Origin of the sequence: [Scytonema hofmanni] UTEX 2349, assembly GCF_000582685.1 — a bacterium.
Taxonomy (GTDB): domain Bacteria; phylum Cyanobacteriota; class Cyanobacteriia; order Cyanobacteriales; family Nostocaceae; genus Hassallia; species Hassallia hofmanni.
This window is the reverse complement of record NZ_KK073768.1, coordinates 2,637,246-2,661,902: the sequence shown is the minus strand read 5'-3', so window position 1 is coordinate 2,661,902 and position 24,657 is coordinate 2,637,246. Positions and strand designations below refer to the sequence as shown.

17 protein-coding genes and 1 pseudogene are annotated in these 24,657 nt (G+C 40.8%); 15 read left to right on the top strand and 3 right to left on the bottom strand.

The window, feature by feature from the left end:
* Positions 1–285 precede the first annotated feature (285 nt).
* The gene (locus TOL9009_RS0116820; protein WP_186227581.1) at positions 286–5,373 is read left to right on the top strand and encodes a DUF4347 domain-containing protein; all 5,088 of its coding nucleotides are present in this window, start codon (positions 286–288) and stop codon (positions 5,371–5,373) included.
* Between the two features lie 95 nt (positions 5,374–5,468).
* Here TOL9009_RS0116820 and TOL9009_RS0116815 read toward each other — a convergent pair whose 3' ends face one another.
* Together TOL9009_RS0116815 and petP are read right to left on the bottom strand one after the other, a co-directional pair.
* A complete protein-coding gene (locus TOL9009_RS0116815) occupies positions 5,469–6,569 on the bottom strand; it encodes a Get3/ArsA fold putative tail anchor-mediating ATPase NosAFP (protein ID WP_029633823.1) in 1,101 nt (366 codons plus the stop codon).
* 157 nt (positions 6,570–6,726) lie between these two features.
* Positions 6,727–6,921 carry a cytochrome b6f subunit PetP gene (gene petP, locus TOL9009_RS0116810; protein WP_029633822.1) on the bottom strand — a complete coding sequence of 65 codons (195 nt, stop codon included), beginning with the start codon at positions 6,919–6,921 and terminating at the stop codon, positions 6,727–6,729.
* A gap of 107 nt (positions 6,922–7,028) precedes the next feature.
* Here petP and TOL9009_RS0116805 point away from each other — a divergent pair, with 107 nt between their 5' ends.
* The 9 genes and pseudogenes from TOL9009_RS0116805 to rfbC (TOL9009_RS0116765) all read left to right on the top strand — a co-directional run bounded on the left by TOL9009_RS0116805 (position 7,029) and on the right by rfbC (TOL9009_RS0116765) (position 17,608).
* A complete protein-coding gene (locus tag TOL9009_RS0116805) occupies positions 7,029–7,298 on the top strand; it encodes a hypothetical protein (RefSeq protein ID WP_029633821.1) in 270 nt (89 codons plus the stop codon).
* A gap of 295 nt (positions 7,299–7,593) precedes the next feature.
* Complete coding sequence (locus tag TOL9009_RS0116800; RefSeq protein ID WP_029633820.1) at positions 7,594–8,439, top strand: ABC transporter permease; 846 nt, start codon at positions 7,594–7,596, stop codon at positions 8,437–8,439.
* A 77-nt stretch (positions 8,440–8,516) separates the two neighbouring features.
* Positions 8,517–9,866: an ABC transporter ATP-binding protein gene (locus TOL9009_RS0116795; protein WP_038296395.1), complete on the top strand. Its 1,350-nt coding sequence runs from the start codon at positions 8,517–8,519 to the stop codon at positions 9,864–9,866.
* A 27-nt stretch (positions 9,867–9,893) separates the two neighbouring features.
* Entirely contained in the window at positions 9,894–11,330 is a 1,437-nt protein-coding gene (locus tag TOL9009_RS0116790) for a class I SAM-dependent methyltransferase (RefSeq protein WP_029633818.1), read from the top strand.
* A 51-nt stretch (positions 11,331–11,381) separates the two neighbouring features.
* Entirely contained in the window at positions 11,382–13,619 is a 2,238-nt protein-coding gene (locus tag TOL9009_RS0116785; protein ID WP_199341318.1) for a glycosyltransferase, read from the top strand.
* Positions 13,620–13,647: 28 nt separating this feature from the next.
* A complete protein-coding gene (locus tag TOL9009_RS39485; RefSeq protein ID WP_051502931.1) occupies positions 13,648–14,490 on the top strand; it encodes a class I SAM-dependent methyltransferase in 843 nt (280 codons plus the stop codon).
* A 205-nt stretch (positions 14,491–14,695) separates the two neighbouring features.
* Positions 14,696–16,492, top strand: coding sequence for a glycosyltransferase family 2 protein (locus tag TOL9009_RS0116775; protein WP_038296394.1), 1,797 nt, complete (start codon positions 14,696–14,698; stop codon positions 16,490–16,492).
* Between the two features lie 119 nt (positions 16,493–16,611).
* Positions 16,612–16,881 (top strand): annotated as a pseudogene (gene rfbC, locus TOL9009_RS39480) (dTDP-4-dehydrorhamnose 3,5-epimerase); the annotation flags it as partial.
* A 181-nt stretch (positions 16,882–17,062) separates the two neighbouring features.
* Positions 17,063–17,608: a dTDP-4-dehydrorhamnose 3,5-epimerase gene (gene rfbC / locus TOL9009_RS0116765; protein WP_029633815.1), complete on the top strand. Its 546-nt coding sequence runs from the start codon at positions 17,063–17,065 to the stop codon at positions 17,606–17,608.
* A gap of 233 nt (positions 17,609–17,841) precedes the next feature.
* Here the strand turns inward: rfbC (TOL9009_RS0116765) and TOL9009_RS43580 are convergent, their stop codons facing one another.
* Entirely contained in the window at positions 17,842–19,269 is a 1,428-nt protein-coding gene (locus TOL9009_RS43580) for a CAP domain-containing protein (protein WP_029633814.1), read from the bottom strand.
* 470 nt (positions 19,270–19,739) lie between these two features.
* Here TOL9009_RS43580 and rfbD point away from each other — a divergent pair, with 470 nt between their 5' ends.
* From rfbD to TOL9009_RS0116735, 5 genes are all read left to right on the top strand, one after another.
* A complete protein-coding gene (gene rfbD, locus TOL9009_RS0116755; protein ID WP_029633813.1) occupies positions 19,740–20,624 on the top strand; it encodes a dTDP-4-dehydrorhamnose reductase in 885 nt (294 codons plus the stop codon).
* Positions 20,625–20,782: 158 nt separating this feature from the next.
* Positions 20,783–21,859, top strand: coding sequence for a glucose-1-phosphate thymidylyltransferase (locus tag TOL9009_RS0116750; RefSeq protein WP_029633812.1), 1,077 nt, complete (start codon positions 20,783–20,785; stop codon positions 21,857–21,859).
* The gene (locus TOL9009_RS0116745; protein WP_029633811.1) at positions 21,856–22,686 is read left to right on the top strand and encodes a glycosyltransferase family 2 protein; all 831 of its coding nucleotides are present in this window, start codon (positions 21,856–21,858) and stop codon (positions 22,684–22,686) included. The genes TOL9009_RS0116750 and TOL9009_RS0116745 overlap by 4 nt, the downstream gene beginning before the upstream one ends.
* A 42-nt stretch (positions 22,687–22,728) precedes the next feature.
* Positions 22,729–23,871 (top strand): glycosyltransferase family 4 protein, encoded by a 1,143-nt coding sequence (locus tag TOL9009_RS0116740; protein ID WP_029633810.1) that lies wholly within the window; start codon positions 22,729–22,731, stop codon positions 23,869–23,871.
* Between the two features lie 240 nt (positions 23,872–24,111).
* Entirely contained in the window at positions 24,112–24,639 is a 528-nt protein-coding gene (locus TOL9009_RS0116735) for a tail fiber domain-containing protein (RefSeq protein ID WP_144238258.1), read from the top strand.
* Positions 24,640–24,657 lie beyond the last annotated feature (18 nt).

The window sequence follows — 24,657 nt, the reverse complement described above, 5'->3', positions numbered from 1 at the left end:
TAAAGCGGGAGCTGCGATCGCGGCTCCCGCTTTGCCTCATAAGTTCAATACAAGGGTTAACTTCATACCTTCATTCTGCCTAAACTTAAATGTAATTACTTTGAAAAAAAATAATCTTATCTGGGTTTTCACTGATGGGAACAGTGTATTTAGGCGCTTATTATTTCATAGTATACTTTCTTGTTTTAGAGAAATACGATGTCCTTTGAGCTTCCTGGGTTGGGTACGTCTTCTGGTGATCTGCTGTCTACAGCCATCCTACCGCCTGTCTTTGCCCAAAACACTTTGACGACTCCTTTAACGGGACTGGGAGGAGCCAGCCAATCTCTTTTGTTTGTTGATAGATCGGTGACGGACTATCAGCAGTTGGTAGCGGGAGTGACACAAGGCACGGAAATACATGTGCTTGACCCGGTGCTGGATGCTGTTACCCAGATTACTAACACCCTACTGGGGCGGCAAAACATCGGCAGCTTGCACATCGTTTCCCACGGGGAAGCCGGAGGACTGGATTTTGGCAACAGTAAGCTGAACTTGGGTGACTTGCCAGGATATGCGTCACAGTTACAGAGTTGGGGCAACGCACTGACCAACGATGCGGATATTTTGCTATATGGCTGTAATGTGGCGCAGGGGGAATTGGGTCAGACATTTGTTCAAAACATCAGTCAGTTGACTAGGGCAGATGTTGCAGCATCCAGTAATCTGACGGGCAATAGTGCTCTTGGCGGCGACTGGAATTTGGAAGTTAGCACAGGGCAGATCGAGACCGCATACGCATTTCTAGCTGCTTCTCTGCAGAGTTATCAAGGCGTGCTGCAGATTGTCAATGGTAGCTTTGAGACAGGCGATTTTACTGGATGGACAAAGGTCTTAGAAAGCGGTTCTAGTGGAGATGTATTCGTCACAAACTCCACAACCTCCCCTAGAAGTGGTTCAACACTTCCCACAGCTCCCAACGGCTCATTCTTTGCTGTGACTGATCAGAGTGGTGCGGGGGCATATGTCTTGTATCAGGATATAGCCTTAGAGGCTAATGCTTCTCATACCCTCACCTTTCAAGAGTTTATCGGTAATCGGGCAGGAAGCTTTTCTACTCCTAATAGTATGTCTTTCAGTACCAACCCGAACCAGCAGGTTCGGGTTGATATATTAAGTACTAGTACGACGAATTTCTTTACAGGACCTGCCACGAGTGGAGTCTTAGCAAATATTTTTCAGACAGCCGTAGGTTCTACCGCTGTTTTCCCGAACTATCAAACCGTTTCTTTTAACTTAGATAGTTTTGCTGGTCAAACAATTCGTCTCGCTTTTAGGCAAACCGATAATCAGAATATTTTTCAGTTCGGGATTGATGATGTGAAGCTAACTTCAACTCCACTGAATGCTCCTCCCACAATCACCTTGACTGGAACGGTCTCTACCTATGCAGAAAATGCCCAACCTCTTTTGCTTGATGGTAGTGCTACCGTCACTGATTCCGACTCCGCTAACTTCAACACAGGTACGCTGACAGTTAACTTCAGCGTCAATGGCACTGTAGACGATCGCCTTTTAATCAACAACCAGGGCACGGCTGCTGGTCAGATTGGCGTTTCGGGTAGCAATGTCACGTTCGGTGGCACCCAAATTGGCACCTTTACGGGTGGTGTGGGTACGACACCGTTAGTCATCACATTTAACAGTAGCTCTAGCCCCACCGCTGCTCAGGCATTACTCCGCAACCTTGGCTACAGCAACGTGTCTGATGCACCTACAACTTCAGCCCGCACTATTAGTGTGGTGCTCACGGATGGTGATGGTGGTACTAGCACGGCTGCGACCAAGACGATCAACGTCACTGCTGTGGATGATCCCTCGGTGCTCACTGTTTCTGACACCAGCAGCTATACAGCGAATGCTGCCGCTGGCTTGGTTGCCCCTAACTTGACTCTGACTGACCCTGACGGTCTCGACGGAGCCAGAGTCTCGATCGGCAATAACTTCGATGTCAATGATCGACTTGGCATTGCAGGAGAAAGCGGCATCAGTGGTACGATCAACGGCTTGACCTGGAGTTACGACACCACTAAGGGCATTCTGTCCTTGACAGGTGTGGCATCGGCTACGGCTTATCAGGACACACTGCGGCAAGTAACCTACAGCAATATCAGTGAAAATCCCATAGCGGGCGATCGTGCCATCCAGTTTGCCTTGGGCGCAAACCTGGCAAACCCCGATAATGGTCACTTCTACGAATTCGTCGATGCAGGTGATGCCATTTCCTGGACAGATGCTCGCGATGCAGCAACGGCTCGCAACTACTTTGGACTCCAGGGCTATTTAGTGACTGTCACATCTGCGGCTGAAAGCAGCTTTGTCTCCAGCAAGCTTCAAGGACAGGGCTGGTTGGGAGCCAGCGACGAGGTGGTAGAAAATGAATGGCGCTGGGTTACGGGTCCTGAAGCGGGTCAGCAATTTTGGCAGGGACTCGGCAACACTGGTTCTCCAGTGGGTGGACTGTATAACAACTGGAATTCTGGAGAGCCAAACAATCAAGGGGATGAAGATTATGGTCAATTTCTGGTGGATGGAAAGTGGAATGACCTACCGAACAGCATTGCTTCCATTTCCGGTTATGTCGTGGAATATGGTGGGCTTGCAGGTGATCCAACCCTGCAACTGACTGGCAATGCCACTGTCACCGTTACCCCCGTCAACCATGCTTATACAGGTGGCGTTGCCGTTGTCGGTACAGTCTCCGAAAACCAGGTATTGACTGCTGTTAGCACCATCAGTGACCCAGATGGTAATGGCACGCTAACGTACCAGTGGGAGCAATCTGTAAACGGTACGACCTGGGTTGATGTCAATGGGGCAACTAATGCTACCTTCGCTCCAAATGACGCTCAGGTGGGACAGTTCTTGCGCGTTCGGGGTTCCTTTGTGGATGGGGGCGGTAGCACCGAAACCTTCACCAGCACAGCAACAGCCTCTCGCATTACCAATGTGAACGATGCTCCCACAGGCAGTGTCTCAATCTCCGGTATAGTACAGGAGAATGCCATCCTCACCGCCAGCAACACCTTAGTTGATGCCGATGGTCTCGGACCAGTGACTTATCAGTGGCAGGAATCCACCGATGGCAGCAACTGGAACAACATTACCGGAGCCATCAACGCGACGTTGACCCTTGATGATGCTCAGAATGGCAAGTTTGTTCGCACACAAGCATCCTACACTGACCTTCAAGGAACGGTTGAAACCGTTGATAGTGCGGCAACAGCCTCTCGCATTACGAATGTGAATGATGCACCCACAGGCAGTGTGTCAATCTCCGGTACGGTACAGGAGAATGCCATCCTCACCGCCAGCAACACCCTAGTCGATGCCGATGGTCTCGGACTAGTGACTTATCAATGGCAGGAATCCACCGATGGCACCAATTGGAACAACATTACCGGAGCCATCAACGCGACGTTGACCCTTGATGATGCTCAGAGTGGCAAGTTTGTTCGCACACAAGCGTCCTACACTGACCTTCAAGGAACGGCTGAAACCGTTGATAGTGCGGCAACAGTAACAACCGTTACGAATGTGAATGATGCTCCCACAGGCAGTGTGTCAATCTCCGGTACGGTACAGGAGAATGACATCCTCACCGCCAGCAACACCCTAGTCGATGCCGATGGTCTCGGACTAGTGACTTATCAGTGGCAGGAATCCACCGATGGCACCAACTGGAGCAACATCACTGGCGCCATCAACGCGACGTTGACCCTTGGTGATGCTCAGAGTGGCAAGTTTGTTCGCACACAAGCGTCCTACACTGACCTTCAAGGAACGGTTGAAACCGTTGCCAGCCCAGCAACAGCCTCTCGCATTACCAATGTGAATGATGCACCCACAGGCAGTGTCTCGATTGCTGGCATGGTAGAGGAGAATGCCATCCTCACCGCCAGCAACACCTTAGTTGATGCCGATGGTCTCGGACCAGTGACTTATCAGTGGCAGGAATCCACCGATGGCACCAATTGGAACAACATCACCGGCGCCATCAACTCGACGTTGACCCTTAATAATGCTCAGAGTGGCAAGTTTGTTCGCACGCAAGCGTCCTACACTGACCTTCAAGGAACGGTTGAAACCGTTGATAGTGCGTCAACAGTCTCTCGCATCACCAATGTGAATGATGCGCCAACCTTGACGGGCAATGCCACGCTAACAGCCGTGACACAAAATACCACCAATCCCAGCGGTAGTACCCTCACTAGCTTATTTGCTAGTTTGTTTAGTGACATTGATACGGGTGCAAGTCTGAGTGGGTTGGCGATCGTTAGCAACACTGCCACTACCCAAGGTCGATGGGAATACTCGACTGACGGCACTAACTGGGCAAGCGTCGGTGCAGTTGCCGATGATGCCACCGCCCTAGCGCTCTCTGCTACCACATTGGTGCGCTTTGTACCGGTGACTGGCTATAACGGCACACCCCCTGGCTTAACAGTACGCGCCCTTGATAACTCCTATAGCAATGGGTTTACGAATGGCACCACACGAGTTACGGTCAACACTACGAGCAACGGTGGCACAACGGCAATTTCAAGTGGCACACCTGCTGCCCTCGACACCAGCGTGACGCAGAGCTTGCCCAATCTGGTGTGGCGCAACAGTGGCACCGGGGAAAATGCTGTTTGGCAACTGAATAACTTCACCCTGCAAAGCGCCTACTTTTTACCCACAGTGGCTGATCCGAACTGGCAGATTGCCAGCACAGCCGACTTCAACAGTGATGGCATTGCTGATCTCTTGTGGCGCAACAAGGCAAGCGGCGAGAACGTGATTTGGCAGATGAATAGCACTGGCGTTCAAACCGACCACTTCATTACCAAAGTGCCTGATGCAAGCTGGGAGATTGCCAGCACAGCCGACTTCAACAGTGATGGCATTGCTGATATCCTTTGGCGCAGTAAGGCAAGCGGTCAGAACGTGATTTGGCGGATGAATAGCAACTTCACCCTGCAATCTGACCACTTCATTACCCAGGTGCCTGATACGAACTGGCAGATTGTCGGTACTGATGACTTCAACGGCGATGGCATTGTTGATATCCTCTGGCGCAGTAAGGCAAGCGGTCAGAACGTGATTTGGCAGATGAATAGCAACTTCACCCTGCAATCCGATCACTTTATTACCCAGGTGTCTGATATAAACTGGCAGATTGCGGGTACTGATGACTTCAACGGCGATGGCATTGCTGATATCCTCTGGCGCAATAAGCTGACGGGGAAGGAAGATATCTGGGAAATGAATGGCTTCAGTCTTGTAAAAAGCTATCAACTCGCTGACGTAATCGATCCCAATTGGAGCGTGAGACCTTTTGTGGTAGGTTAGATACTTCTGACAGATCCAACTAAGTCTGGTTACTAAGTAAAGCGGGAACTGCACGATCGCAGTTCCCGCTTTCCCTATGTCCTCATTCCCTTAACTTAAAACGAAATTATCAAATAATTATTCGCAAACTTCGCTCCAGCAACAGATTTGCCACTTAAAGCCGGAGGTAGTACAAGATTCCGTCGTTGATCTCCGGCTTCTATGGTGACTTCCGGACCGAATTGAGTCAGCTTGACCTGTTTTTTATCGAATCCAGGCAAAAATAAGCGTACCTGACGACTTGGGACATCAATTTCAATTGGTTTGGGAGCCTGTACTGCTTGTGCTGCAAAGTCGGGTAGGGCGTTTATTACTGGTTGCCAATCCCCTGCTTTGAAGTCAGGAACAACACTAATTGGCAGGGGGGCAAATTCCGGCGACAAATTGGCGGCTGTGTCGGAATTAACCAACAGGACACCACCAACAGTTAACCCAACTTGTTGAGCGCTACCCCACAAATAGCGGGCAGTGGCAACTTCTATGGGATCTTGTGTTGTCACCAAAAAAGCCGCCATCCGCTTGGGGTCTGCAAGAGCGGCTTTACCCTTTTCCAGTAAATTATTCGCGGTGTTGGTGGGTTGGGCGAAATTATCTGCTGTCCAGTTGATGTTAAAAAAGGTACTAACTAGGGGTTGAATAAAAGGTGATTCGGAGATTGCTTTTCCTAAATCGGAGTTGACAAATAATTGCCGAAATCGCCGTAAATACCAACTTAGAGACTCTGGCAAACCGAGCGATCGCAAAGTAGAAGAATCGCCAGTGCCGTTGTATACTATGGTGTCATATTTGCCGCTTTCGTCATACTGACGAATAGCATTCAAAGCAAGGGCGCTGTCCATACCTGGTAAAACTGCCAGTTCTTGACCAAAAACCTCTTTGAGGATGGGCGTGCGGAGGTATTGAGCCTCAAGTTTTTTCACTTCTTCCCAACTGCGTTCTAACAGTACAGATGTTTGAAACTGCACGACTTGTAAATTGGGAGCGATTTCTTGGGGGTCTGCGGCTAAAGTCGTACCGAGGAGAATTGCTAATTCTGGTTCTGCTAGTCCTGCTAGGAGTACCCGCTTTCCTTGGCTTGCTAATAACTTGGCGGTGGCGATCGCGCATTTAGTACGAGCAGTACCGCCTTTGCCCAAAAATGTCAATATCTGGGTCATTACTTGATTCTCTTTTCGGTGCCGGTTGTGTCAACTCCAACTTAGCATTCTTGGCATTTCATCCAACTTCTGCTTTGGACTTCAAAGCAGAAGCTTCCGGACGAACTTTCTAGCAGAAGAATTCTACCTTTAGACTTTGGAGTGCTGGAAGTTCCTTTTATTGTTCAACTCTAAGTTCATCTTCAAAAAACCAAGTCGAAAAATTATCTTCAAACTTAACCACCACACCGACACCGCTAGCATCAGTCATTCTGAAGCCTTGGATGACACCAATTTGTCCGAGTCTTTTGACTACGGGGGGAGAGACGCGATCGCGCAAACGACAGACTTTAACCTTTTGTCCGATTTCCATGCCTATTTACAATGCAATAAACCACTGATCAGTGTAGCTGAATCCGTGACTCCAAAGGGAGTAGTTAGCAAGCGCTTCTGTAAACCTATGAATTTGAAGGTTTTCGCTTGGTAGGTAGCGAATACCAAGCGATCGCACCTGAAGAAAAAGGTTGGCGTTGGAGTCAAGAATTAAGTTTATATTTAGGAATTTGGGAGGGAAGATTACGTTATTTTAATCAGGATGCTGAGTTGATACCAACTCCTGAAGAAGCTGCTTTGCAAGAACATCAACGAGCGGAAACTGAACATCAACGAGCGGAAGAAGCTGAAGCAAAAGCTGCTATACTCACCGAGAGGTTAAGGGAGTTAGGAATTGATCCGGATAATTTGCCTTGACATAACATATGTTAGTAAAATTCAAGTTGTATTGAGCCAGATAGTTTGACTTAAACAAATACGAGCGGTTAAATATTAAAAATCCCTATGGCAATAAAAGTGGGATTTTTGTCAAAATCCACTTGATCGAATCGATTCATTGTATAATTGCCAAGATAATTCTGGTGTAATTTTTTGCTAACTCATTAATGTATTGCAAAAAAAATAAAACGGGAACTTTAATAGCAAGCTTGGCTTCATTGAGAAAAATTGGGTGTGTACGTAGTGACAAAGGGAACAGAAATTGTTGCAAACTATGCGAGGGGTTGTCCGTAAAGCTCTTAAACCGAGGCGCTGGCTGCCAGTTAATCAGCGGTGGTGGGCAAAGTTTGATTTACTCAGAACTTTAGTTAGGCGTGACTTAGAAGCGCGTTACAAAGGTTCTGTTTTAGGAAATTTATGGCCTTTGCTAAATCAACTGTCGCAGTTGCTGATATATACTTATGTTTTCTCGGTAGTGCTGAAAGTTAAGCTGAGTCTGAAAACTTTACCAGACAATAATTTTACATTTGGTTTGTGGCTCTTTGCTGGGTTACTGCCCTGGATTGCCTTTAGTAGCGGTTTAACTCAAGCGGCAAATTCGGTGGTAGGACAGCCCAATTTAGTCAAGAAAGTGGTCTTTCCTTTGGGATTGTTACCATTAGTGCCAATTTTATCAACGTTAATTGAAAGTTCTTTTGGTTTAATGGCGTTGATTTTTTTTGTAGCTGTGACTTCCCATACTTTACATACCACCTTAGCCCTGTTACCCTTAGTCTGGCTACCCCAGTTATTGTTAACAGCAGGTTTAGGCTATTTTACCGCAGCAATTACCGTATTTTTACGAGATATACCGCAGACATTAGGAGTAATTTTAAACATTTGGATGTATTTAACACCAATTATCTATCCAGCAAGTGCAATTCCAGAGCAATGGCGGGGTTGGGTATTTTGGTTAAATCCCATGACAGCGATCGCAGAAGTCTATCGTGATTTAATATTAGTTGGAGAGGTTAAACACTGGGGCGAGTTGGGAGTTTCCTCACTAATTGCTTTAGTAATTTTTTGTGGTGGATTGTGGTGTTATCGGCGTCTGCGTCCTGCATTTGCAGATGTGTTGTAAGCATTACAAGTATTTAGCTGGGAGTGCAATCAAATTTTAGCTTTAGTGTGTGAGTTTTGAAAATTGACAGCAAAAGTATGGGTGAAGAAATTGCTATTTCCCTTAAAAATGTCTCGAAGTGTTTCAAACGCTACAGCCGCCCTGTAGATAAGCTCAAAGAAGTTTTGCTACCTGGTAAGAGTAGAGCAGATGAATTTTGGGCACTTCGGGATATCAACATTGAGATTCCCAAAGGGCAGACAGTTGGAATCGTTGGACGCAACGGTTGTGGAAAAAGTACATTGCTACAAATTATAGCAGGAACCCTCACACCATCCAGTGGTGATGTGCGAGTCGAGGGTCGAATTTCTGCTTTATTAGAATTAGGAAGTGGTTTTAACCCAGAGTTTACTGGAAGACAAAATGTCTTTTTTAACGGACGATTGTTAGGATTGAGTCAAAAACAAATTGAAGACAGATTTGATGATATTGCTGCTTTTGCCGATATCGGCGATTTCATTGAGCAACCTGTTAAAACTTATTCTAGTGGTATGTATGTCCGCTTGGCATTTGCTGTTGCAGTCAATGTCGATCCTGAGATTTTAATTGTTGACGAAGCACTCGCTGTTGGAGATATTGTATTTCAACATCGCTGTATGCGACGGATGCGTGCAATGATGGATTCTGGAGTGACAACATTATTTGTTTCCCATGATGCCGGCGCAATCAAAACATTGTGCAATTCAGCGATTATGATTCATGACGGAAAAATACATACGACAGGATTGCCAAATGCCGTTGTAATTGAATATTTAAAATTAGTTACAGAACTTGAATTAGGTTTAGCACAAGAGATTGAGGTTAACTCCCAACAGCAAGTAAATACAGTTGTAGATAACGGAATACAGGCTTCAAATTCTGCAAATCATGATACTATTGAATCTCTAAGTTCAAATTTAAGCAAGGCAACACGCAGAGGAAGCGGAAAAGCTAGAATCGAAAGCGTAAAGCTCCTGAATCAATTAGGTGATTATGCTGGCGAAACTCCTATATTTGCATTTAATGAAGAAGTAACATTAGTTGTGAATGTAAAAGTTTATTCTGTTATAAAAAGTTGCATATTAGGCTTTTATGTGTGCGATAAAAATGGGACTGAAGTAATTGGTAGCAATACTTTAGAAGAAAATATCAAAATAGATAAATTATATCCAGGAGAAGAAATAGAAATTCAGTTTGAATTTAATTTACCTCTTCGACCTAGTTCTTATAGCTTAACAGTTGCTGGTTCTGAAAGCTATGAAGCTCTTAGCTTTGACTGGATTGATAATATAATGGTTTTTCAAATTTTGCCACCAGACAATGGAAAGCGCATTCATGCTTTAGTCGATCAACCGATGGTCGTTAAAGTAAATAAGCAAGTTTTACCAACAGCAGTAACACAAGTTTAGTTAATATATACTAAAGGTACTATAATTATGGCTAAAGATTGGTCAAAAGATTATCCATCGGCTGAACACCTGACACAAGAAGGTTTGGATGAAAACACCAGTTTAAGGAAAATGTTCTACCTTATTGGAGATAATCAGCGAGTAGTAGACTTTGGGTGCGCGACTGGTTACTTTGCTCAGTTACTTAAGAAGAAAGGGTGTATTGTCACAGGAGTAGATATAAACTCAGATGCTCTCAAAGTTGCCGAACAGTACTGTACAGAGGTAATAGTTGCCGATTTGGATTTTGTTTCTGTTACAGAAATATTACCTCGTCAGGAGTTCGATGTAGCAGTGTTTGGAGATGTTTTGGAACATCTGCGAAACCCTTGGAAAATTTTGGAAGAAACCAAGCAGATATTAAAAAAAGATGGATATATAGTTGCTTCTATTCCAAATATTGCTCACGGTGCAATTCGCTTGTCTTTGCTAGAAGGTAGATTTGAATATACAGAATTAGGTATTTTAGATAATACTCACCTGAGGTTTTTTACCAGAAAAACGGTTGAGGAGTTATTTGAGAGACCAGGATATTTAGTAAATATTGCTGATCGGACAAAAATAGAAATTTTTTCAGAAAATTCTTTGATACCTCAAAATAAGAGGGAACAATTCAACAGTGATACTATTAAACAAATTGAAGAAGATGAAGATGCCGACACTTTACAGTTTATTATTCGGGCAGATCCTTGGACTATAGAAGGAGAATATGCTGCAATCAGCGATCGCGACTCTAAGCTATTAGAAGAATCGCAGCACTCGCAATCTCAATTGCAAGATACTCAAGCTCAATTTTGGGAGCGCTCGCAATCTCAACTGCAAGTTACTCAGATTGAATTAGAGCGCTCGCAATCTCAACTGCAAGAGACTCAGATTGAATTAGAGCGATCGCAATCGCAACTGCAAGTTACTCAGATTGAATTAGAGCGATCGCAATCGCAACTGCAAGTTACTCAGATTGAATTAGAGCGATCGCAATCTCAACTGCAAGAGACTCAGACAGAATTAGAGCGCTCGCAATCGCAACTGCAAGAGACTCAGATTGAATTAGAGCGCTCGCAATCGCAACTGCAAGAGACTCAGATTGAATTAGAGCGCTCGCAATCGCAACTGCAAGAGACTCAGATTGAATTAGAGCGATCGCAATCGCAACAGCAAGAGACTCAGATTGAATTAGAGCGATCGCAATCGCAACTGCAACAAACTCAGTTAGAATTGGAGCGATCGCAGTCTCAATTTCAACAAACTCAGATAAAATTAGAATCACCCTATCGGGAATGGCAGGAAACTCAAAGACTTCTCCAACAAGCTCAAAGTGAATGGCAACAAGCTCAAAATATTATTCAAGCAATGGAAACTAGCAAATTTTGGAAAATGCGTAAATTCTGGTTTCAACTCAAACAAATTTTTAGATTGCGCTCTTGATAAATATTGGTTAATTTTAACTTTCTTTAATTAAAGGAGCTTATTAAAGTAATGAATCAAGAGTATTTGTATAAATTATTAGGCAAACAAAAAGAATTGGAAGAAATTCAAGCTTTACTATTACAAGTTCAGCTTGAATTAAAGGAAAAGATTATGATTCCTGACAACAACAAAAAAATTAATTTTCAGAGAGAATGGATTGTTTTTAAAAAAGAGGGGTTGAGAGGTTATTTACAAAAAGTAATTACTAAAATTAAACCAAATCTGAATAAATCACAATATGGGGTTATTAATAATTTAGAAAATATCCAAAAATATACAGTAATTGATACTCCCAAAAAAATAAAATTTAATTTTCCTAATTGTCCAAATCCGCAAGTATCAGTTATTATACCTGTTTACAATAAATTTACTTATACTTTTAATTGTTTAATTTCTTTACAAAGTCAATTATCAAACTCAATTAACTTTGAAATTATTGTCGTTGATGATAATTCTAGCGATGAAACTCAAGAGTATCTAAGTTATTCTTCAACTATTCAACTTTTAGTTAATGAGCAAAATCTTGGTTTTATTCGTTCTTGTAATCGAGGTGCAGCAAGAGCAAAAGGTGAATTTTTGTGTTTTTTAAATAATGATACTCAAGTGTTGCCTGGATGGTTAGAAAATTTAGTTGAAGTAATTACACAAGATAATGAAGTTGGTGCAGTTGGTTCAAAGTTAATTTATCCAGATGGCAGACTTCAAGAAGCGGGAGGAATTATTTGGCAAGATGCTTCTGGCTGGAATTATGGGAGATTAGAACATCCCGATCAGCCTGAGTATAATTATGTAAGACAGGTTGATTATTGTTCAGCAGCAAGTTTACTAGTTAGAACCGAAATCTTCAACAATTTGGGTGGTTTTTCCGAGGAGTTTATACCTGCATATTATGAAGATACTGATTTATGTTTTGCTATTCGACAATTGGGATACAAGGTTATATACCAACCTAAATCCCAATTGATTCATTATGAAGGAATTAGTTCTGGTACTAGCTTAGAAACTGGTGTTAAGAGCTATCAAAAAGTTAATCGTTATAAATTTTTGCTTAAATGGCAAGAGCAATTAAAGCGTCACCTTACTCCTAAAGCAGAAAACGCAGAGTTGGCAGCTAGAAGATTACAAGGAAACAAAACTATTTTAATAATAGATACTTATGTTCCTTTGCACGATCAGGAGTCAGGTTCTTATAGGCTTTATAATATAATTAAGATTTTTCTTACACTAGGATATTTTGTAATTTTTCTACCAGATAATGGTCTTCCTCAAGAACCCTACACATCGGAATTCCAAAATCTTGGTATTGAAGTGCTTTACTGTACGTATCAGCAACCTAGTTTACAAGATCAGCTAATTAAACGACTAGAACTAATTGACATTGCTTGGGTATGCCGACCTGACTTATGTAGTAAGTATATAAATATAATCAGGATAAATCCCAAAATAAGTGTTATTTATGATACGGTTGATTTGCATTTTTTACGGTTACAACGACAACAAGAGTTAATACCACCTGAGAGCAATAATAATCCTAGTTTACCATCTTGGCGAAAAGTGCGAGACATGGAATTAAATATGGCTAGGATAGCTAACTCAACAGTTGTTGTTACAGATGTAGAGAAAAAGATTTTAGAGGATTTCCATATTAGTAATGTTCTCGTTGTACCGAATATACATCACCAATATGAAGGAGAGTTACCAGATTTTGAACAGAGGAATGGCTTATTGTTTATTGGTGGCTACAACCATACGCCCAATGTAGATGCAGTAATTTGGATGTGTAAGGAAATTATGCCTTTAATTTGGCAAGAACAACCTAAGATCAAGATTACTTTATTGGGTAGTAATCCACCAGCAGAGGTGAAAGATTTAGCAAGCGATCGCCGAATTGAAGTTACTGGATATATTCAAGACGTAGAACCATATTTTCTGAAGAGTCGCGTTTTTGTTGCACCTTTAAGATATGGTGCTGGTATGAAAGGTAAAATTGGTCATAGTCTTTCCTATGGTTTGCCAACAGTGACAACATCTATTGGTGCAGAAGGAATGGGATTAACTCATGAAGTTAATGTTTTAATAGCTGATGAAGTTAAAGATTTTGTTGAAGCTGTTTTAAAAGTTTATAATAATCATCAATTGTGGTCTTTACTGTCTCAGAATTCTTTCAAGGTAATTAATGAATATAGTCCACAAGCAATGAAATTAATTTTAAGACAATTACTTGAATCTATTGACAGTGTTCGTTAATAACAAATATACCATAACATAGTAACTAATGAATAGTTCATTAAGTCAATTTCAGATTTATCCTTTAACTCAACCTAAAAATAGTTGGGTTGATAAATTTGCTCTAACAAACACCTTTACTTTCGGTTATTGTCCAGTATGCGGTCAATTAACTATATTCTTAAAATTTAATGAGAATCTAAGGGAATCTGGAACATGTAAAGTTTGTCATTCTACAAATCGAAATCGACAAATGGCAGTGCTACTTTTGGGTGTAATTCAAGAAGCTAAAGGACTTAAGTTTAAAAGCGTCAAGGAGTTGATTAAAAAAGCCAATATCCTAGAAGAATTAGCTGATTTTAAAATTTACAATACAGAGACAACGGGTTGTTTACATAATCTTTTAAAAGAATTACCTAATTATACCGCAAGTGAGTATTTAGGTACGGAATACACAAGCGGGGAAGTAATTAATGGTATCCTGCATCAAGATTTAACTAAAACTGCTTTTGCTGATTATTCATTTGATCTAGTGCTGAGTAGTGATGTATTTGAACATATTCCCGACCCCTATGAAGGTTTTCAGGAAATTTACCGTATCCTCAAATCAGGAGGTAGGCATATTTTCACCGTACCTTTTTATAGCGATCGGTATCGAGACGAAGTTAGAGCTAAATTACAAGAAGATGGTTCTATAAATCATATCCTACCGCCTGTTTATCATGGTGATCCTATACGAGCGGAAGGTATTTTGGTTTATGTAATTTTTTCCCTAGAGATGCTGATTAAATTAAGTGATTTGGGATACAATTCCCGGATGTATAATGTTAGAAATTCTTGGCAAGGAATTTTGGGGTATAATGCCATCGTTTTTGATACCGTCAAAACATAATTTAATTAAAATTTTAGGATAAATTATGAACTTTCTGAGTATTTGAATCATTATCAAGGGTAATAAGTTATTTTCTATTCAAACAAGCCATTTCCATTACGAGCATAGTAAGGTTGAGTTTAATTATAAGGACAGTTATATAACGTTAAGCAATTGAGGTACACCTAAGTCTTTTCTAGCAAAAGTAAAATAAGCAGCTTTAAAAATGAAAATTTTTGCTATTAGTCAAAAACTTAATAAACTCAATTACCTTTGGCGCAGACAAGGAACGCAAAGGCTCTTAATATATTTATATAAACGTATTAAATCTAGATTTAAAGAAAAAATATATTATCAAAAATGGATACGAAAAAATAAAATAACAGAGCAAAATATTAACATTGCTCAAAAACAAATTAACCAATGGGATTTACACCCAAAGTTTTCTGTAATTATGCCTGTCTATAACGTAGAGGCAGAATTGCTAGAAAAAGCAATTGAATCGGTGAGAAATCAAATTTATCCAGAATGGGAACTTTGTATTGCTGATGATGCATCTCCAAAAAGCCACATTCGCTCTATTCTGACTTACTATAGTCAACTTGATCCAAGAATCAAAGTTGTATTTAGAACAGAAAATGGTCATATTTCTGCTGCTAGTAATTCTGCTTTAGAATTAGCAGCAGGAGATTATATTGCACTTTTAGATCATGATGATGAGTTAGCGATTGATGCTTTATTTGAAAATGCCAAACTAATTAATTCTCATGCAGATGCAGATTTTATTTATAGTGATGAAGATAAAATAGATACTAAAGGCAACCGTTTCGCTCCATGTTTCAAACCAGACTGGTCGCCAGAATATTTTTATGCAACTATGTACACCTGTCATTTAGGTGTTTATCGAACTAGCATTATTAGGGAAATTGGCGGTTTCCGCAGCGAGTATGATGGCTCTCAAGATTATGACCTGGGATTGCGAGTTGTAGAAAAAACCAAAAATATTTATCATATTCCTAAAATTCTCTATCACTGGCGGACAATTCCAACTTCAGCTGCCTCTGGTTCTCAAGCCAAGCCTTGGGCTTATATTGCAGGTCAAAAAGCTTTGCAAGCTATGTTAGAACGTAGCTCATATCCAGGATGTGTAGAAGAAACAGCAAATCCAGGTATTTATAGAGTTAGGCGGGATATTATTGGGCAGCCTTTAATTAGTATCATTATTCCTAGTGCTGGCACAACTATAAATACTCGTAAAGGTTCTTTGTGTCTTTTAGAAAATTGCATACATAGTATCCAGCAGTTAAGTACCTACTGTAACTATGAAATTATAGTAGTTGATGGTTATGATATTCCCGAAGCAACTTTGCAGGCAATTTCAGCGCCTAATTTGCATCTAGTTCGCTGTGCAGAGCCGTTTAACTTTAGTGCGCGAATCAATAAAGGGGCAGCTAAAGCCAAAGGAGAATTTTTGCTGTTACTTAATGATGATACAGAAGTAATTACCCCAGACTGGCTGAAATCAATGTTAGAACTCGCACAACAGAAAGAAATTGGTGCAGTCGGTGCTAAACTTTTCTTTCCTAATGGGACAATACAACATGTAGGGGTAATAATTCTTGATGGCAACCCAATTCATGCATTCTATGGTTTTGAGGGCGAACACCCTGGTTATTTTTGTTCAAATATTGTCAACAGAAATTATTTGGCGGTAACTGGTGCTTGTCTAATGATGCGACAAGAACTGTTTCAGCAGTTAGGAGGGCTTGATGAAAATTTTCCCCTTAATTACAATGATGTAGATTTATGCTTAAAAGCTCATCATGCGGGATATCGTAATGTAGTAACACCATTAACCCAACTCATTCACTATGAATCTGCTAGTCGGCAGAAAGGGCTAAAACCAGGAGAATTGGAACAATTAAATCATAAGTGGAAAGAATATTTTCAAAAGTTGGGCAAAGATCCTTATTACAACTTTAATCTATCTTATTCAGCGGCGAATTTTGAATTGTGTTCCTAAATCGCATCGCTAGTTGGCTCAGTACGGTGTAGATAAGTTAACTGCAACAGTTCCACAGCAATTACACTCAAAAAACAATACTATTGCTTTCATACCATTACCGATTATGCAACGCCTAATCTAAACAAAACGTTTTACGCGGCTTACATTATCAAATCATACAACCACAAGGTAAATTAGTGCGTACAGTTGTTGGCAGTATCTTTGATGTTGCCGTAGATATCTGCAAAAGTTCCCCCACCTTTGGTCAATGGGTTGGTTACGAACTCAACGCTGAAAATAAACGCCAACTTTGGATATTACCAGGCTTTGCTCACGGCTTTGTTTTGCTTTCGGAAGTTGCGAAAGTTCTTTACAAAACTACAGATTACTATAATTCCCAAGGCGAACTGACAAACTCAGGTAAAATTTGAAGAGCAAAAGTTGCCGTTAAGAAGTCATCCGAATTTTCGAGATAAGTGCTTTCTGTCTTTACAAGTGCAAATTCCTGAAATAATTATGGAGGGGTTATATTTGCTAGCTGCTGATTTCGCTGTAGAATTAGCCCCGAACCAACAAGAGTAAACTACTGTGAATATCATCCCCACTGAAATCCCCGACATCCTCTTGATAGAACCTCAAATATTCCAAGACGATCGCGGTTTCTTTTTTGAATCCTACAATCACCAAAAATTTACCGAAAAAACAGGTATAAACTTAAACTTTGTCCAAGACAATCACTCCTTGTCTAAACAAAACGTTTTACGCGGCTTACATTATCAAATCATACAACCGCAAGGTAAATTAGTGCGTACAGTTGTTGGCAGTATCTTTGATGTTGCCGTTGATATCCGCAAAAGTTCCCTCACTTTTGGTCTATGGGTTGGTTACGAACTTAGCGCTGAAAATAAACGTCAACTTTGGATACCACCAGGCTTTGCTCATGGCTTTGTTGTGCTTTGCGAAGTTGCGGAAGTTCTCTACAAAACTACAGATTACTATAATTTTCAAGGCGATCGCTGTATTCTTTGGAACGATCCAGATTTAGCCATAGATTGGCATCTTGTTGCACCACCAATTTTATCAACTAAAGACCAAGCTGGGAAAGCGTTCAAAGATGCCGATTTGTTCCCATAAAAAGTGAGATGGTATGAATGAAATTTCTATTGTTTCATCTGGGCAACTTGCGTTGAATTAACCGCTTCGGAAGATAGATAAACGCCGATGGACGCAGATAAATTTGTACTTCATTAGACTGGGAAACGGTATAAAATACGGATAATAGCAAATAAGGCGATCGCTATGATTGATTGTGAGAAACAAGATCCCCGACTTCTCTTGTCAAGTCGGGGATCTGAGCCTTTGAATTATTACGTAGAAATTACACCGAAATCTTGTGTCCAGTAGTATCTGTGATTAATGTTACCCGTGTCGTTTGCCAGGTAATAGTAACCAATGCCGATTTCGCGATAGCTGGGATTAAGAATATTAGCGCGATGTCCAGGACTGTTGAGCCATCCTTGAACAACATCTTCAGGTGTAGCGTAGCCTGCTGCAATATTTTCCCCAAGTCGAGAAAATTGATAACCCGATGCAAGAGCGCGATCGCCGATTGAAGAACCGTTTGAACCTTTATGGTTAAAAAAGTCATGAAGTGCCATATCTTCACTATGGGCTTGAGCAGCGTTATTCAACTTACTATTCAAGGTTAAGGGAACCGCACCAGCTTGCAAACGTTGAGCATTCGTCAACTCCAAAACGCGATTTATAAAAGAATTGCCAGATGATGGCAAGTTGGAAGACTGAGGAGTGGCAGATGTAGATGTAATTGCAGCTGTAGCAGACAGGCTCAAATTGTAATTAGTGTCGCTTGAGTCCGCACCTTGGTAAACCCGGATGTAGTAATTACCAGCCTGTAAATTGCTGACATTCAACAATTCACTGGCATTACCAACATTACTTCCACGAGCTATTGCTTCCCCATTGCTATTGAGTAGCTCTATATCTGCATTATTTACCAGACCATTCACTGCTATTTTGAAGTTGCTGGTTTGACTAAAGTTGACGCGATAAAAGTCATTCTTGTCAGCATTGCCAACAGAGTCTCTAAAGGTAACTTGCTGAGAGTCTATAGCTATCTTGTGAGCGTCATTTATCGTATTACCGGCGCGATCGCTCTTGATATAGTCGCTGGCATTACGACCCTCCTGCAAGCCATTAGAAACAAAGTGTTGCAATGCTTGATAGTAGCTAAAATTTGCTAAATCTGAATTATTAGATTGATAAAAGTTTGCATTGAAAGTCTCTGCTGATGCACGTCCCTCATTTTTTCCATAAAGTGCAAAATGATTGAAAAGCTCCTGATTATTTAGATTTCTCGCCGCTAAATCGGAGTTAGCATTTCGATAGTAATTGATGTCAAATGTAAGTGAAAACTTGCGTCCTTCATTCAGTCCATAAGTTTCAAGGTGACTTAATGCACCCTCTCTGCTTCCTCCATAAGCTTGAGCTACATCAGGGTTATCAGCAACATAAAAATTTAGGTCTAACAACGGTGAAAATTTGCGTCCTTCAGCCACACCGTATTTTTGTAAATGTTCAAATGCTTGTTTGTTGCTGAAGCTAGCCAAATCACTATTGCTTGCACGATAAAAGTTTAGATCTACGAATGCAGAAAACGAACGGTTCTCATTCAGACCAAATTGTTGAAAATGTGATAATGCTTGGGCATCATTTAATCCACGCAAATCAGAATTTGCGGCGCGATAAAAATTCGCGTCGAACAAGTTTTGGGGCATAGGTAAGTTTGACTTATTAATGTCTACTTTTTCTTAGAGTTAGTATTCCCTATGCCATAGGACTTCTAACCCTAAAATGAAAAACTTTTAGGGTTATAAGCACAATTAAATTTTCTGGGAACACACGTAGGCATTGTATCAGAGTGACTACCCCAAAACTTGTATCTGTCATTAGAGAGAAATTCGCTTCTCCTGATATTAATGATTGCGCGATCGCCCAAAATCAGCGAAAAGTCTAAAATTTACCAAAAATTAGACTGAGTAAGCGATCGCTAAAAAAATTCACCAGTAGCAAATACTGATTTAATATGCACTTTATCATAAGTATAAATTATCACAATAATTTCTCTGGCAGTATAAAAATATAAGTCTTCAAAGCTCTCGAACTCTAAAAAACTTGTGCAATGGTATGGTTAGGATTAAGCTTTTAATGGGGTTTTGACCCAACCGCCAGATTTATAGCTAATAAAATGAGTCAATCAATTTTGCTGATCGGCAATAATGGTCAACTGGGCAAAGAACTAGAAACAATTCTCGCCCCTGGTGGTAATATAATTTCAGTTGCACGCCCCACCGTAGACCTTACCCAAGCGGATGTCCTCCGCAGCGTCATTGCTGTAAACCAACCAAAAATCATCATCAACGCTGCTGCTTACACCGCTGTTGATAAAGCCGAAAGCGAACCAGAACTAGCAAAAATTATCAATTCAACAGCACCTCTGATTATCGCTGAAGAAAGCCAAAAAGTAGGAGCTTTTTTAATTCATATTTCCACCGATTACGTCTTTGATGGGTCATCTTGCAGCCCTTACCAAGAAAGTAGCGCAACTAATCCTTTGAGTGTCTACGGTAAAACTAAACTTGCAGGAGAAGAAGCAATTCGCCATACTTGCAACGATTACCTGATTCTTCGCACTGCTTGGGTTTATGGAACATATGGCAAAAGTAACTTTGTCAAAACTATGCTACGATTGGGTGCCCAAAAAGAAGAAATCCGCGTTGTTGCCGATCAAATTGGTAGTCCCACTTGGGCAAAAGATATAGCGGGTGCGATCGCTTCTCTAATTGAAAATAGAATTACCACCAAAATTGCCGGCATTTATCACTACACAAACAGCGGTGTTGCTAGCTGGTATGACTTCGCCGTTGCTATCTTTGAAGAAGCTCAACAACTAGGCTTTCCCCTGAAAATCCAACGAGTTGTCCCCATCACCACTCCCGAATATCCCACACCAGCTTGTCGCCCTGCCTATTCCGTCCTTGCTTGTGAGAAAATATCCGCAGTTCTCGGAACTTATCCCCCCCATTGGCGACAAAGACTTCGGAAAATGTTAAAGGAGTTAGTTGATAGTTGATAGTTGATAGTTGTTCGTTGATAGTTGATATTTGTTCGTTGATAGTTGAACAAAAACTACTAATATCCACTATCCACTATCCACTATCCACTAATATCCACTATCCAATATCTACTATCCACTAACCACTAACTCCTAACCACTAACTCCTAACCCTTATGAAAGCACTAATTCTCTCTGGTGGTAAAGGTACACGCTTGCGTCCCCTTACTTACACCGGTGCAAAACAACTCGTACCAATTGCCAATAAACCAATTTTATGGTATGGCATCGAAGAAATGGTAACTGCTGGTATTACTGATATCGGCATCATCATCAGCCCAGAAACAGGGGCAGAAGTTCAGGCAAAAACAGGAAATGGAGAACGTTTCGGGGCTGATATCACGTACATCTTACAAAATAAGCCAGCAGGACTTGCTCATGCAGTGCAAGTCGCTCGTCCCTTCTTAGGAGATTCCCCGTTTGTCATGTACTTGGGGGATAATGTGATTCAACAAGGGGACTTGAGTTACTTTTTGAAGAAATTTATCCAACACCCCCAAGATGCCTTGATTCTGCTGCGTCCAGTTGCCAATCCTAGCGCTTTTGGGGTTGCAAAGGTAGATGAAACAGGGCGGGTGTTACAGTTGATTGAGAAACCGAAAATTCCCCCTTCTAATTTGGCATTAGTTGGAGTTTATTTCTTTTCTCATACGATTCATGAGGCGATCGCTAATATCCAACCTTCTACCAGAGGTGAACTAGAAATCACCGATGCTATTCAGTGCTTAATTGACCGGAACAAGCAAGTTATGGCTTGTCAACTTGAAGGCTGGTGGTTAGACACTGGGAAAAAAGATGACTTACTAGAAGCTAATCGAATCATTCTTGACACCTATCTGACAAAATCAATTTTAGGTATCGTGGATTCTGAAAGTCAGATTATTGGACGAGTGCAAATCGGTGAAAGGTCTAAAATAATTAATTGTACAATTCGCGGTCCAGTAGTGATTGGTAGCGATTGTTATTTAGAAAACTGCTTTATCGGTCCTTATAGTAGCATCGCCGATAATGTGACATTAATCGAGACTGATTTAGAACATAGTGTTCTTTTAGAAAATGCAAAAATAGTCGGTATTCATCAACGTATTATTGATAGTGTAATTGGGCAACGCGCACAGTTAACAATTGCACCGCGTCGTCCCAAAGCTTTGCGGTTTATGATAGGAGATGACTGTCACATCGAACTGACGTGATTTATTTTTTAACAGTTAATTATTACTCTACGAATCTTGTTGCTCAATTAATCAATTCTCTGTCTTGCACAAATACTCACTACCAAACAGTTATCATTAATAATTCACCTGAAGATGCTTCTATTCATAATCTTCAGAATGAATCTGTTCTGATTATTGATGCTGGAAGCAATATTGGTTTTGCGAATGGTTGCAACTTAGGGATTAAATGGATTTACACTCAGGATACTCAGGCGATTATTTGGATAATTAATCCAGATGCCTATCTGCCAGAAAAGACTTTAGATATTAACCGATTTTTCAAATTACATCCAGAAATTTCAATTCTCGGCACAATTATTCATACTCCCACAGGTGAAGTCTGGTTTGCAGGGGGTCGCTTTATTCGTGCAACTGGCTCAATTCTCACTCCAGATATGTTAAGAAATACAGATGCCGAGTATGTAGCTTGTGATTGGGTTTCTGGTTGTAGTTTAATCATCAATCTTGCTAACTTTCGCGAATGTCCCTTATTTGACCCTGCTTACTTTCTCTATTATGAAGATTTTGAATTTTGCAGCCGTTATGCCAATGAAGGTTATTTGATTGCAATAACAAACCAGTTTGGTGTATTGCATCAGCCTTCCTCAATTACTAATAGAAATGCTTTTCTGAAAACAAAACATAGTACATACAGTTATTTATTGACTTTAGAAAAACATACAAATAAGTTAGTTTATATTTTGAGATTAATTCGGTTAGTTTGTTATGCCATATTATTAATGTTTGTCAAACCTCAGATAGCATTGGGTAAACTTTACGGAATGTTAAATTATTGGCGGCGATAACATCTTGAAACTTTCTTTTATGAACGAGTTAAGTTTGAATAAATGAGCAATATAATAGTTAACTTATCGATTGTTTTTTCCAAACCCACAGGCATAAGTAACTATGCCACAAATCTTTTTCCCTATTTAAAAGCTCTTAACCCAACTTTATTAACGGCACAAAATTATCCTGAATTTAATTGCTATCCAGTACCAGATAATCTGACTCCGAGTCAAGGCACAAAAGGGCATTTAAATCGCTTAATTTGGACACAATTTGAACTGCCACAAATATATAAAAAGCTAAAATCTCAACTTTTATTTTCTCCTCTGCCGGAAGCACCTTTATTTTCTAACAGTCGATTTGTTGTGATGGTTCACGACTTTATCCCGTTGCGCTTTCCCAAACGCTTTTCACCTCTTTTACCATACCATCGCTACTATATTCCCCAAGTCGTTGCCCAAGCACAACACGTTATCTGCAATTCTCAGGCTACAGCAAACGACATTATTAAGTTTTGTCAAATTCCTGCGAGCAAAATTACGCCAATTCCCCTAGCACATGATGGTAATCATTTTCCTAGTTTTGACCTAACCCCCCTTCCCTACAAGGGAAGGGGGGAATTCTCTCCTCTCCTTGTAGGAGAGGGGATGGGGGAGAGGTCAAAAGATCGCTTCTACTATCTTTATATTGGGAGACACGACCCTTACAAGAACCTGCATAGACTAATTGCTGCTTTTGCTGCAATACCTAACTGCAAAGACTACGAACTATGGTTAGCAGGATCAACCGATGCGCGTTACACCCCAGCTTTACGATCGCAAGCAGAAGAATTAAACATAAGCGATCGCGTAAAATTCCTTGATTATGTATCTTACAGCGAATTGCCGAAAATAATTAATAGTGCGATCGCCCTCGTTTTCCCCAGTCTTTGGGAAGGATTTGGTTTCCCAGTCTTAGAAGCAATGGCTTGCGGTACTCCCGTCATCACCTCGAATCTCTCCTCATTACCAGAAGTCGCCGGTGATGCAGCGATTTTGATTAATCCCTACAACACCAGGGAAATTACAGAGGCAATGCACAAAATTGCTACTGATAGAGAATTGCGCGATCGCCTTTCTGCCCAAAGCATCAGCAGAGCAAAACAATTCAGTTGGGAAAAAACCGGACTTGCCACCGTCGAAGTATTGAAAAGATATCTTTGAACCTTCTTCCGTGCCGCATTCCTAGCCCATGATTACATAGGCGCGAGAGCAATACTGTCAAAAACTATGTCGTATAAGTCTACTATACGGTTCCGTAAGAATGAGATTGAGCAAAAATTTTTTCATTTCTATCTCAGGCATTGCATAAGTTGATTTTGCTTGCATTTAGTTAAAGAAGGAAAGAAAGCAAACAAGTCTGACTTAAACAATCAGATTTTTATCAATCAAAGGAAAAAAAAGATGCCTAATTTCATTAATGACCCTGTACTTGTTAGAGTACCAAACCAGTCTGTTGTGGCAATAAGAATTGAGAATGCAATAAACTTGACTCATATAACAGGAATGTTGCAAACCAACGATGGTTTTTTTCACATAACTAATAGAATAAACAATCCTAATGGGTTTGCCAGATTAGACAGTGGGGGTAGATGGACAATAGTAAGCGATCTAAAAGCAAAAAAAGATGTGGAAACCGCTTCTAATCTTTTAGAAAAGGCACTGTCTTTAAATCCAGTCAACTTCTATTACAAAAACCAGAATTTAGAGCAACTACCTCATAAACTTACAGGATTCATCGCACAGGAAGTTGAGGAAATATTTCCGCAATTCGTTGTAGGTACAGATACCAAGTCTGTAGATTATAACGGTCTAGTTTCAGTTGCAATAGGTGCTATCAAAGAAATGAAGCAGCATTACGATAAAAAGATAGCTAATTTGGAAATGCAATTAGAACAATTGAAAAAGGACATTAGAACTGTTGAGAAATAAAACATAAAATCCATGAAA